Origin of the sequence: Pseudoalteromonas sp. NFXS39 (assembly GCF_040148775.1) — a bacterium.
Classification (GTDB): domain Bacteria; phylum Pseudomonadota; class Gammaproteobacteria; order Enterobacterales; family Alteromonadaceae; genus Pseudoalteromonas; species Pseudoalteromonas apostichopi.
The window spans coordinates 219,217-231,670 of sequence record NZ_JAGDEC010000006.1; the positions used below are offsets into that span (position 1 = coordinate 219,217).

Here is a 12,454-nt window from a genome sequence, read left to right on the forward strand (position 1 = left end):
AGTTCTTTATGCGCAATATGCGCTAATTATTAACTATTTTAGTCTACAGCTGCTATATACATAGAGAGAGCTTGAGGTTTCACAGGCTTTGAATAGCACGAGGAGAGCACAATGTCACAAATGACACTCACACAAAAACTTGCCACTTTACAACCTTTGGTTGATCTAAACTTATTCGAATCAAGTTTAGAGTACCGTAACCGCATCTTAAACTTACTTGCTGAGCAAGAGCACTCACTGAATTTAATAAACAAAGAGTTTGGCAACGCCATGCCAGAAAGCTTTGGCTCAGAGAAAAAGTTTGTGTTGGGTTACAACTAACCTATGGTGATGTATTACCAACAAGATTTAAACTGGCAGCTAGTGCCACTTTTTACTTAAGTGAGCCATTAATAAACAATTGATGGCTTTTTACACACCTTTATCCCTTCATTGTCATTATTTGCGTTCAAATTCCCCAATAAAACGACAAACTTGATTGTTTCTAGCCAAAAATTTGATAAGTTAGAAAAGATTTATCCACATTTTTGGAGCTCTCATGCGTAAGACCTTAGTAGCAACTACAATTGCTAGTGTGTTTTTATTATCTGCTTGTAGTTCACAGCAAGCTGACACTCAAACTCAAGTTGAAACTGCCGCTGAAACACAAACAGCCAATGTTGAAAACGTTCTTTTCAAGCCAAGCCCTTTACAATACATGGCCCCTGAGTTTGATAAAATTTCAACCAAAGATTACGAGCCAGCGTTTGAAGCAGGCATCGCACAGCAAAAAGCTGAAATTGCAAAGATTGCAAACAACCCAGAACCAGCAACATTTGAAAATACCCTTGTTGCAATGGAGTTCTCTGGTGAGCTATTAGACCGCACATCTGCGGCATTTTTTAACTTATCAGGTTTAATCTCTGACAGTGAGTACCAACGTATCGCCGCGAAAATGGCGCCGATTATGTCAGCTCACACTGATGACATTTACTTAAACAAAGCTTTATTTGCTCGCGTACAAAGCATTTACGACAACAAAGCATCTTTAAATGCTGAAGATCAACGCCTTGTTGATTACTACTACAAAAAGTTCGTTAACGCGGGTGCAAAACTAACTGAAGCTGAAAAAGCCAAAATGCGTGAAATCAACGCAGAGCTTGCCAAGCTTTCAACCGAGTTTTCGCAAAACATCTTAAAATCATTCAAAGAAGATGTAATTTTAGTTAAAGATAAAAGTGAATTAGTAGGTTTATCTGAAGGTGAAATCGCAAGCCTAGCTGCCGCTGCCAAAAAAGCAGGTAAAGAAGGTTACATGATCACCCTTGTGAACACGACTCGCCAACCTATCTTACAAAGCCTTGAAAACCGTAAGTTACGTGAAAAGATTTGGACTACCTCTTCAACGCGCGCCCAAGCAACAAACGGCCCTATCATCATTAAAGAAACTAAGCTACGTGCGGAAAAAGCCGCATTACTTGGTTATAAAGATTGGGCTTCGTATGTAATGACTAATCGTATGGCGCAAACAACTGAAAATGTTTACGGCATTCTTGATGACTTAGCACCGAAAGCGGTTGCTAAAGCAGAAGCAGAAGCAGAGCAAATCCAACAAGTTATCAAAAAGTCAGGTGAAACTTTTGCACTACAGCCTTGGGACTGGGCGTTTTACGCTGAAAAAGTTCGCCAAGAGAAGTACGACTTAGACCCAGCTTTAGTTAAGCCTTACTTTGAAATGCAGTCAGTGATCCACGACGGCCTATTTTTTGCGATGAATAAACTTTACGGTATTACCTTTAAAGAGCGTAAAGACCTACCTGTTTATCACGAAGACGTAATGGTGTTTGAAGTATTTAACGAAGATGGCAGCGCTATCGGCCTATTCTACATGGACCCTTATGCACGTGAAGGTAAACGTGGTGGTGCGTGGATGAGTGCCTATGTTAGCCAAAGCGGTCTAAAAGACACCATGCCTGTGATCTACAATGCGCAGAATATTCCTAAGCCAGCTGAAGGTCAGCCAACATTGATGACTTTCTCTGAAGTAACTACGATGTTCCATGAGTTTGGTCATGCTGCACATGGTCTATTCTCTAATGTAAAATACCCAAGTTTAGCGGGCACAGCAACAGCACGCGATTTCGTTGAATTCCCTTCACAAGCAAATGAAGACTGGAATATTGAACCTACAGTACTTGCAAACTATGCCAAGCACTACAAAACAGGTGAACCGATTCCAAAAGCGTTACTTGCAAAAGTACTAGAATCACAAAAGTTCAACCAAGGCTTCGATACAACTGAATATTTAGCCGCGGCACTACTTGATATGGAATGGCACTCATTTGGTGTTGATGCTGACATTACAGACGTACAAAAGTTTGAACATGATGCGTTAGACAAGCACGGTATTGCTTACTACCCGGTACCACCTCGTTATAAGTCTTGCTACTTTAGCCACACATTTGCCGGCGGTTACTCTGCAGGGTACTACGCTTATCTTTGGACTGAAGTGTTCGCAGCTGATGCGTTTGCACACATGACTGAAGAAGGTGGTTTAACACGTGAAAACGGTGATAATTTCCGTAAAGAGATTTTATCAAAAGGTAACAGCCGCGACTTAATGCAAAGCTACATTGAGTTCCGTGGTCAAAAACCAACAACAGATGCGTTATTAAAGCGTCGAGGTTTGGTTGAATAACCTAAAATTATTCGCAAAATGATGAAAGCCCGCAATTAATGCGGGCTTTTTGTTATAGTGCAATTTTTAAAATTACAAATTAATCAAACATGACCTACTTATTTGCTGTTACCCTGCTTTGGGCCTTTTCGTTTAGTCTTATTGGCGTTTATTTAGCAGGCCAAGTGGATGCATGGTTTAGTGTGTTAATGCGAATTGGCTTGGCAACTTGCGTATTTTTACCATTTTTACAATGGCGTAAGACCCCTAAGGCCCTAGCACTCAAGCTCATGGCGATAGGTGCGGTACAGCTTGGCGTGATGTACAGCTTCTATTACCATTCATTTTTGTACCTCAGTGTGCCCGAAGTACTGCTATTTACGGTAATGACACCGCTTTACATCACCTTGTTAAATGATTTGCTTGAAAAGCGTTTTAATGCCAAGTTTTTATTCGCCGCAATGCTAGCTATTTTGGGCGCCGTCGCTATTCGTTACGAAGGGGTTGATGAGAACTACCTCATTGGTATGTTAATGGTGCAGGCAGCCAATATTTGCTTTGCTACCGGGCAAGTAACCTACAAACGTTTAATGCAAGATGAGCAATTACCTCACTCTCGAGTGTTTGCTTGGTTCTTTATTGGCGCGTTAATTGTCGCACTGATTTGTTACGGTTTATTTGGCAATACTAGTAAGCTACCCACCACAACGACGCAATGGGGCGTGTTAATTTACTTAGGCACGATTGCTTCAGGGCTCGGTTATTTCGCTTGGAATAAGGGGGCAACCATAGTCAATGTAGGTGCCCTGGCAGTAATGAATAACTTACTAATTCCAGCTGGGATAATCGTTAACATTGTTATTTGGAACCGTGATGCCGATATCATCAAGCTTGCCATCGGCGCAGCGATTATCTTATTAGCACTTATTATAAATCAGAAACTTAATAAAACTGCCACGCAGACATGATAGGCTAAACTCTATTCGATTAGAGGAATGCTGATATGCGCGCACTGGTTTTATGTTGTTTAGTTTTCGTTATTCAAGGCTGTAAAAACCTGCCTGTGGAGCAGGCAGTGCAAGTGGGTGCTAGGCCTTACTATTTAATCGACAAGATGACTGATGGGCCGTTAAAGCAGCAACTTGCTGAATGCGGTAATGGCCCTTTTTACAAAACTGACTTTGTAATTGGTCATCGCGGCGCACCCATGCAGTTTCCTGAGCATAGTAAAGAGTCATATTTAGCCGCTGCGAGAATGGGCGCTGGCGTACTTGAATGTGACGTTGCCTTTACTAAAGACAAACAACTCGTGTGCCGTCATTCACAGTGTGATTTACACACCACTACCAACATTTTAGCGATTCCTGAGCTGGCAGCAAAATGCAGCCAACCTTTTACCCCGGCCAAAGACGGCCAACCAGCTCAGGCTAAATGCTGCACCAGCGATATCACTGAAGCTGAATTTTTAACCTTAAAAGCTAAAATGGATGGCTCCAACCCAAATGCCAAAACGGTCGCAGAGTATTTGCAAGGAACACCAAACTGGCGCACTGATTTATACGCAAACAGTGGTACCGTAATGACCCACCAGCAAAGTATTGAGTTATTCAAATCACTGGGTGTAAAAATGACACCCGAGCTAAAAAGCCCAGAAGTCAGCATGCCATTTAACGGTTTTAGCCAGCAAGATTATGCACAAAAAATGCTTGATGAGTATCAGGCCTTAGGGGTGAATAGCCAAGATGTTTATCCACAATCATTTAACCTTGAAGATGTGAAGTATTGGCTAAACAATCATCCAGAATTTGCAAACAACAGTATTTACCTTGATGGCCGAGATGAGCAAGCACACTTTGATGCCATGGATGAAACAACTTGGCAGCCTTCAATGCAGACTCTATATAACGACGGAATACGCATTATCGCACCACCAATGTGGATGCTTTTGAGCCTTGATGAATCAGGTAAAATCGTGCCCTCGCTTTATGCAATTAAAGCTAAACAAGCCGGGCTGAACATTATTACATGGAGTTTGGAGCGCTCTGGGCCATTAAATAATGGCGGTGGTTATTATTATCAGTCGATTGCCAGCGTAATTAAACAAGATGGGCAAATGATGAATGTGATAGATGTTCTTGCTAAGCAAGTGGGTGTGATGGCTATTTTCTCAGACTGGCCTGCTACTCTCACTTATTACGCAAGCTGTATGCAGTACCCTGCTAGCTGAGCATCAATAAATTTCAAGGGCTTTTGCTCGTCCAAAAGGTGGGGCTGAGGTATTATTAACTAAACCGTTTTTTACAAGGATTAACATGATTATTCAGCACCATAGCCACGACATAGCGACTAAAACAGGCGCAATGCGCACCAGTATTTATTGCCCTGTAGAAGAAGGTAAATACCCGTGTGTTATTTTCTATTCTGAGATTTTCCAAGAAACAGCACCGATTGCGCGCTCTGCGGCAATACTTGCTGGTCATGGTTTTGTTGTGTTAGTGCCAGAAGTTTTTCATGAGTTAAATCCTATTGGGACGGTACTCGCCTATGATGATGCAGGTAAAGATAAAGGCAACGCCGACAAATGGGATAAGCCTCTTGAGAGTCATGACTCAGATACTGAAGCTTTAATTGCATTTGCGGCTCAGCAAGATTACTGCACGGGAAATGTTGGTGCTATGGGCGTATGTATTGGTGGTCACCTTGCGTACCGTGCTGCTTTAAACCCAAATATCAAGGCCGCTTTTTGTTTATATGCGACAGATATACACAGCGATACCTTACCAGCACAAAAGGGGAATAACTCATTTGAGCGCATGGCAGATATCCAAGGTGAGATTCACTTTATTTGGGGCAAGCAAGACCCACATGTACCAAAGGAAGGCCGCCTTAAAATTTACCAACAAGCTGTTGCAACAGGAATTAATTACCAGTGGCAAGAAGTTAACGCACAACATGCCTTTATGCGTGATGAAGGTGAGCGATACGATCCAGCTCTTGCAATAACTATGTATCAACAAGCCGTTGCTTTATTTAATCGAACGCTTATTTAAACCGTCAGTGTGGCAACTTGATTAGTAAAATAATCCTTTAGGTAATCTAATAACACACGCAATTTTTTGCTTCCCGCTGCTCCTGGCGGGAACACCCCATAAAGCTCAATATCAGCAGTCTTATAATCATCTAATATTGTGCGTAGTAATCCCGCTTTGATCCTTGGCAATGCATCATAAACAGGGATCTTCGCTAAACCATGCCCAGCTTCAACAAAGGCAGTTCGCGCAGCAGCGTTATTTGTTCTTATGCCACCACTAACAGCCACCTCAAAGCGGCGTTTATCTTTTTCGAGCGTGACAACAGCACTACTTGGTTGATACACCACCCATGTATGCTCTGCTAAATCGGCAATGCTCTTTGGTATAGGGTATTTTGTAAAGTAATCGGCTGAGCCGCATAAGCAGGTCGCCATACTTGCTAGTTTAGTCGCTTGTAAATTTGAGCTTTCAAGGGCTACGCCTCTAATCGCTAAGTCATAGCCCTCTTTGATGATATCAACCACATCATCACTGAGCTGTAAATCGATATCAATTTTCGGATACAAACGCCTAAACTGAGCAAGTGCAGGTACCACAAGCTGCAAACCAACATTTACCGGACAACTTAGCTTAATAACCCCAACCGGTTTACTCTTTAAGTTCTCAAGATGTAAGTTAGCAGCCTCAGCGTGCTCGGTGATAGCCTGACAACGTTCATAATAAGCTATACCCGCTTCGGTAAGGGTCATGGTACGCGTTGAGCGATTAAGTAACGTAAGCTTTAGTTGTTGCTCTAATTTCTTTAAGTGGTAGCTGACAACAGCCCTTGATAAACCTAGTTGTTGAGCTGCTTTAGTTAAGCTGCCTTGCTGCACAATATGGGCAAACACCACCATGCTTTTTAATTGCTCGAACGATACTTTCATACAGACTCCTAATCTAACCTGAATTATTGTATCAATTATTAAACCAATGAAGTCAAATTTATCTGCGTTGTTTAACTCTATTTTCGCCCCTATAGTGTTATTAACGATATTTAATAAGCAAAAAGGGATTCACTATGTCAGCTAAGAAAATTTTAATGGTACTTACTTCTCATGATGAGCTTGGCGATACCGGCCATAAAACGGGCTTTTGGGTGGAAGAGTTTGCAGCCCCCTACTACGCCTTTATTGATGCCGGGGCAGAGGTAACTTTAGCATCTGTGAAAGGTGGCCAACCACCAGTTGATCCAAATAGCGCAGCGCCTGATGCTGCAACTGATGCGACTAAACGCTTTGAACAAGACAGCGCAGCTCAAACCTTAATGGCAAATACTAAACCATTAAATGAAGTAAAAGCCGGTGATTTTGATGCCGTTTTCTACCCAGGTGGTCACGGCCCTTTATGGGATTTAGTTGATAACCAAGATTCGATTAACTTAATTGAGCAATTTCTTAACTCAGACAAGCCAGTGGGTGCCGTGTGTCACGCCAGTGCAGTACTGCTTAATGCGAAAAATTCAGCTGGTAAATCTGTAGTATTTGATAAAAAAGTCACAGGTTTTAGTAACTCTGAAGAAGATGCCGTACAGCTTACCAATGTCGTACCATTATTGGTTGAAGATGAGCTCAAAAAGCAAGGCGGGCAATATCAAAAAACCGATGATTGGGGTGTACTAGCCATTGAAGATGGCCTTTTAATCACAGGACAAAACCCAGCAAGTTCTGAGCTTGCTGCGAAAAAACTGCTTACCAAATTAGGTTAGCCCTAAACCTTAGGTAAATACCTTGTACGTCAAGGTGTTTACCTTCACTTTTAATAAGTTATACTCATTCGGTCAAATTGATTTAAGAGCTTCTCATCATGACTGAAAAAAAAGCTGCCAAACTTCCTCCTATCAGTAGTAAACGATTCGCAATTTTAGGCATTATGCTTGTGTGCCTTGTACTGCAAATAATTAATAGCCTACCCGGCATACACTTAAACGGTTTAGGTATTTTGCCACGACAAATGTCAGGCCTATCAGGGGTGTTTTTTGCGCCATTTTTACATGGTGGCTGGGCGCACCTTTTTAGTAACCTAGTGCCATTTGCTATTCTCGGGTGGCTAGTTTGCCAATTTAGCGTTAAACGTTTCTGGCTGGTGTTTGCCGGTACAGCAATTATTGGCGGTTTATTAGTTTGGCTATTTGGCCGCAGCAATATTCATGTAGGGCTAAGTGGTGTTATCTACGGTTTATGGGGCTACTTAATTTGCTATGGCATTATGCACCGCTCATTCAAAGCCATTTTAATTAGTATTGCGGTTGTAGTGTTATACAGCGGCCTGATTTGGGGTGTCTTCCCGCAGCGCATTCATATTTCATTCGAAAGCCATTTATTCGGCGCAATTAGCGGCGCATTCATCGGTTATATTATGGCAAAGCGTGATAAACAAAAGTACCCTAAGCTTTAAACTGAAAGCTGAGAGCTTCTAGTCTCGCAACTTCATTGTCACCATCACGACACCATGATCCGTACTCTGATCATCATAGGCAAACTGGGGGTTGATTAAATGCTGATCATAGGTGTGATAATCAACTACCTCAAAAAAGCTGCCCTGAAATCCGGCATCAAACTCACGGGATAACAGAATATAATCAAATACTGAGCTGCTACTGCCAAAATAGTGGGTGGCTTCTCTATCGTTCTCGGTGACAACATGGCGCTGATAGAGTTGCCAACTATCTTGTAGTTTAAACTCTGAACGAGATGGGCTATTTTGCCTATGACCGCTAAAGCGAAGATGGTCAGCGATTAAATGGTTAAGCACGCCATCGTGTAACTCATTATTAAAATCCCCCATTACAATCACAGGGTTATTGGTGTGCGCCCTGCGTTTAATGATTTCAACGAGTATCAGTGCTGCTTCACTGCCACGCTGTATGCTCGATGCCCAGCGTCCAAGAGCTTGTGATTTTAAATGCATTACTAAGTTTTGCTGTTCGCTGCGGCTTTCATCATCTTGGTGCTGGAGCATGCTACGCTTTGATTTAAAGTGCACCACATAGCAATCGACCTGTCCTAAGTGAGGTACCTCAAGTGTTGCGCGAATAATGCTGCGGCTAAAGTTAAAACGAGCACTCAAGCCCATAGCTAAAACATCGTCTTGTTCTGCCTCAACCTGACTTACATCAACAATTTTATACCGCGAGGCAATGGCAACGACCGGATCGCGATAAATAAAGTCATCAATCACAGTCGGTTCTTCAACTACCGCAAAATAAGGGTAACCCTGCGCGTTAACTTGCTGTTTAAGTTCATTAATACTGAACACTTCTTGAAAGCCAATAATATCTGGCTGCTGGTTTTTAAGGTAATCGGCCAACCAGCGCTGCTTTTTAGCCCATTGCTCAGCGCTATAAATTCGCTGAAAATCATAAAATGCGTCAGGTGGCGCTAAATAATTATATAAATTAAACGTCGCGACCTTTAATTGATAGTTTTCTATCACTCAATTCCTTATTCGTCTAACCACTGTGTGGCAATAATTGGATCTTCAAAATATTTCACTTCGCCACTAATAAACCAGTTGCCCACTTTACTTGCCACTTGTTGCCAGTTTTTGTTGCCAAGCACTGCAATACGGCAAAATTCTTTGTTGTGTTTAAGCCCCAATTTGAAGTCATCCCAAGCGGCTTGCAACTCCCAGCCTTCTAGTTCAGTAATATCAACATAGGCTCTTATTTTTGCACCTGGGACTGCGGCTACTGCATTATCAATGAGAGGGGTGAGGGTTTTGTAATCGTCGTGCGTTAACTTACCCACCACTTTAATAGTGAGATAAAAAGTCGTACCTGTTCGCTCAAGCCCTATAGCTAAACCATGCTTTTTCATGTCATCCTCCTTATTATTCATAATTAATAACTGTACTTCCCTTGATCTATCTGATCAACTAGGATGGTAGTCTCGTAATGACATTCATTAAAGCACAATTTAGGAGTTTCAATGAGTAATACCGACAGTTATACGCCACCTAAAGTGTGGCAATGGGATGCAGAAAACGGTGGTGAATGGGCGAAGACGAATCGTCCGGTCTCAGGTGCGACCCACGAGCAAGACTTGCCCGTTGGTAAACATGATCTTCAACTCTACTCTCTTGCGACACCGAATGGCCAAAAAGTGACTATCATGCTCGAAGAGCTATTAGAGCTTGGTATTGATGAAGCCGACTACGATGCATTTTTAATTAAAATTGGCGATGGTGATCAATTCTCTTCAGGGTTTGTGAGTGTTAACCCTAATTCAAAAATTCCAGCCTTAATGGATCACAGTACTACACCCGTTACGCGCGTGTTTGAGTCAGGCGCAATTTTACAATACCTGGCAGAAAAGTTTGATTCTCTAATACCAAGCGATCATGCCAGTAAAACAGAATGTCGTAATTGGTTATTTTGGCAAATGGGTTCTGCCCCCTATTTAGGCGGTGGCTTCGGTCACTTTTATAGTTACGCGCCTTTCAAAATGCAGTACCCGATAGATCGCTTTACTATGGAAGTTAAACGCCAGTTAGATGTACTAAACCGTCATTTGAGCGACCATGACTACATGGCAGGTAGCGAATATTCGATTGCTGATATAGCGATTTGGCCTTGGTATGGCAATTTAGTGCTTGGTAACCTATATGATGCAGCTGAGTTCTTAGATGTTGAGTCATACAGCCATGTTCTTCGCTGGGCGAAACAAATTGAGCGTCGCCCTGCGGTAAAACGTGGTCGCAGAGTCAATAAAACATGGGGTGATGAAACTGAGCAACTAGCTGAGCGTCACTCTAAGGATGATTTTTAAGGGCTTTACTAGCCCTTTTTTATAACTTTAAACCACATGAATAAACTCAGCAAAGAAGACATTTACCAACGCCTCAGTAACACTGAAGATGCCCGTGCTTGTAAGGCAATTGATGAAGCAGCTTGTAAGGTAGTACCCGGCAATTTTATTACCTTATTAGTTAGCCAGCTATTCAGTAAATTTGCCGATGCTCTATTAAACCCAAAAGTAACCCTGCCTTGGCTTTTACAAAGCATTAATGTACCAACTAGTTTTATAGCATGGCTTGTGCCTATCCGTGAGTCTGGTTCAATGCTGCCACAACTGGCAATTGCAAGTTTAATTCGTCAGCTATCGGTCAGAAAGTGGGTGTGGGTGATTGGTGCGATTGTGCAAGCTTTATGTATTGTTGGCATGCTAGTTTGTGCTTTGACCTTACAAGGCGCAAGTGCTGGTTTTGCTATCATTGCTATTTTGATTGTCTTTAGCCTCGCTCGCGGCTTTAACTCGATTGCCGCAAAAGATGTACTGGGCAAGGTTATTCCTAAACAACAACGCGGCAGCATTAGCGGTCTTGCTGCCAGTTTTGCCGGGTTTGCGACGCTCACCTTTGGTCTTGGCCTGTGGTACCTACAAAGCCTTGGCTATGAAAATGGGGTTTATGTCGCATTAATGTTGGCTGCTTTGATGTGGTTGTTTGCAGCACTCAGTTATAGTCGTATTCAAGAATACAAAGGCGCAACCGAAGGCGCTGAAAACGGCTTATTACATGCCTTATCAAAATTAAAACTGCTTTATCAAGATAAGCAATTTGCACATTTTATTGTCACGCGAGCATTGTTGTTATGCTCTGCTTTGAGTGCACCTTTTTATATTGTCCTTGCCAGTGAACAAGCTTTCGACTTTTCATTGCTTGCTACATTTATGGCACTTTCTGGGCTTGCCAGTTTAGTCTCTGCGCCTATTTGGGGTCGACTAAGTGATTTATCGAGCCGTAAAGTATTAATGTTTGCTGCTATGCTTGTTACTGTTAATGGCTTCGCGGTGTATTTAGTTGCTTATTTCAGCCCACAAACGCTCAATGAGTTCTGGCTATTACCACTATGTTATTTTTTACTCACAGTAGCTCATCAAGGGGTTCGACTTGGGCGTAAAACCTACCTTGTTGATATGGCTGAAGGTAACAAGCGTACTGACTATGTTTCCGTCAGTAATACGGTGATTGGGGTTATATTATTATTACTCGGTAGTGTCGGCTTACTAAATAGCTATTTAACAACTGCTGAGTTGATTTTTTTCTACAGTATCTTAGGCTTAGTTGGTGCTATCAGTGCGTGGTTTTTGCCTGATGTCTAGATCCTGCCTTAAAAAAAGCGCATAATCGCGCTAATTTTGTTCCCATAAAAAGGATTTACTATGAAAAAGGCAGCTTTTGCACTTCTTACGCTACTTACACTTTCTGCTTGTAGCACCAGTGTGCCTATTCGTAACTTTGACGCTAACCCTGTACCGCAAATGGCCTCTGGCCAACATGACCTTGAAAGTATCAAAACCAATATTTTAAAAGCATGCATGAAACTAGGCTGGACATGTCGTTCAAATGCCGAAGGTCAAATCTTAGGTAAACTTGATATTCGTAAACATCAATTACGTGTTGATATTACGTTTAACGAGCAAGAATACTCTATTGATTACAAAGATTCGATAAACCTAGATTACAATGGTGAAAAGATTCACCGCCAATACATTAACTGGGTTACCAACTTAATGCGCAATATTGACGCTGAATTAGCCTATAAATAAAATTGACGCAGAATCAGTAATTAAAAAAGGCGACCTAGGTCGCCTTTTCTCTATTAGTTTTAAACAATTTAGCTGATGTAAAAGGTGGTAACCCCCGCTATAAAGTTTAATTGGCTAATATATTTACTTTATAAAGCCTGTTCCAAGTTCTATTTCACAGCTATGAAAAGCAGCCT

The 12,454-nt window shown here is 41.9% G+C and carries 13 protein-coding genes; 10 read left to right on the plus strand and 3 right to left on the minus strand.

Features of this window, described 5'->3' with window-relative positions:
* The first annotated feature begins 111 nt into the window (after positions 1–111).
* From J3455_RS13055 to J3455_RS13075, 5 genes are all read left to right on the plus strand, one after another.
* Positions 112–321: a hypothetical protein gene (locus J3455_RS13055; protein ID WP_054561957.1), complete on the plus strand. Its 210-nt coding sequence runs from the start codon at positions 112–114 to the stop codon at positions 319–321.
* 217 nt (positions 322–538) lie between these two features.
* Complete coding sequence (locus tag J3455_RS13060) at positions 539–2,677, plus strand: M3 family metallopeptidase (RefSeq protein ID WP_349561878.1); 2,139 nt, start codon at positions 539–541, stop codon at positions 2,675–2,677.
* An 89-nt stretch (positions 2,678–2,766) separates the two neighbouring features.
* The gene (locus J3455_RS13065) at positions 2,767–3,624 is read left to right on the plus strand and encodes a carboxylate/amino acid/amine transporter (RefSeq protein ID WP_130050968.1); all 858 of its coding nucleotides are present in this window, start codon (positions 2,767–2,769) and stop codon (positions 3,622–3,624) included.
* A gap of 35 nt (positions 3,625–3,659) precedes the next feature.
* The gene (locus J3455_RS13070; protein ID WP_239977503.1) at positions 3,660–4,883 is read left to right on the plus strand and encodes a glycerophosphodiester phosphodiesterase family protein; all 1,224 of its coding nucleotides are present in this window, start codon (positions 3,660–3,662) and stop codon (positions 4,881–4,883) included.
* An 85-nt stretch (positions 4,884–4,968) separates the two neighbouring features.
* Positions 4,969–5,706: a dienelactone hydrolase family protein gene (locus J3455_RS13075; RefSeq protein ID WP_256854618.1), complete on the plus strand. Its 738-nt coding sequence runs from the start codon at positions 4,969–4,971 to the stop codon at positions 5,704–5,706.
* Here J3455_RS13075 and J3455_RS13080 read toward each other — a convergent pair.
* Complete coding sequence (locus J3455_RS13080) at positions 5,703–6,614, minus strand: LysR family transcriptional regulator (protein WP_286259058.1); 912 nt, start codon at positions 6,612–6,614, stop codon at positions 5,703–5,705. The genes J3455_RS13075 and J3455_RS13080 overlap by 4 nt on opposite strands.
* Positions 6,615–6,748: 134 nt before the next feature.
* On the opposite strand from J3455_RS13080, the gene J3455_RS13085 reads away from it, so the two are divergent.
* Both J3455_RS13085 and J3455_RS13090 read left to right on the plus strand, forming a co-directional pair.
* The gene (locus tag J3455_RS13085) at positions 6,749–7,435 is read left to right on the plus strand and encodes a type 1 glutamine amidotransferase domain-containing protein (RefSeq protein ID WP_167657996.1); all 687 of its coding nucleotides are present in this window, start codon (positions 6,749–6,751) and stop codon (positions 7,433–7,435) included.
* 98 nt (positions 7,436–7,533) lie between these two features.
* Complete coding sequence (locus tag J3455_RS13090; protein WP_349561881.1) at positions 7,534–8,124, plus strand: rhomboid family intramembrane serine protease; 591 nt, start codon at positions 7,534–7,536, stop codon at positions 8,122–8,124.
* A gap of 18 nt (positions 8,125–8,142) precedes the next feature.
* On the opposite strand, the gene J3455_RS13095 is transcribed toward J3455_RS13090, so the two are convergent.
* Both J3455_RS13095 and J3455_RS13100 read right to left on the minus strand, forming a co-directional pair.
* Positions 8,143–9,162 (minus strand): endonuclease/exonuclease/phosphatase family protein, encoded by a 1,020-nt coding sequence (locus tag J3455_RS13095; protein WP_349561882.1) that lies wholly within the window; start codon positions 9,160–9,162, stop codon positions 8,143–8,145.
* A gap of 8 nt (positions 9,163–9,170) precedes the next feature.
* Positions 9,171–9,545 (minus strand): SpoIIAA family protein, encoded by a 375-nt coding sequence (locus J3455_RS13100; protein ID WP_130050961.1) that lies wholly within the window; start codon positions 9,543–9,545, stop codon positions 9,171–9,173.
* 111 nt (positions 9,546–9,656) lie between these two features.
* Here J3455_RS13100 and yghU point away from each other — a divergent pair, with 111 nt between their 5' ends.
* The 3 genes from yghU to J3455_RS13115 are packed head-to-tail and all read left to right on the plus strand — an operon-like array spanning position 9,657 to position 12,278.
* Positions 9,657–10,496: a glutathione-dependent disulfide-bond oxidoreductase gene (gene yghU, locus J3455_RS13105; protein ID WP_130050960.1), complete on the plus strand. Its 840-nt coding sequence runs from the start codon at positions 9,657–9,659 to the stop codon at positions 10,494–10,496.
* 36 nt (positions 10,497–10,532) lie between these two features.
* On the plus strand, positions 10,533–11,831 hold the full coding sequence (locus tag J3455_RS13110) for an MFS transporter (protein WP_167657999.1): 1,299 nt from the start codon (positions 10,533–10,535) through the stop codon (positions 11,829–11,831).
* A 60-nt stretch (positions 11,832–11,891) separates the two neighbouring features.
* On the plus strand, positions 11,892–12,278 hold the full coding sequence (locus tag J3455_RS13115; RefSeq protein ID WP_130050958.1) for a hypothetical protein: 387 nt from the start codon (positions 11,892–11,894) through the stop codon (positions 12,276–12,278).
* The last annotated feature ends 176 nt before the right edge of the window (positions 12,279–12,454 follow it).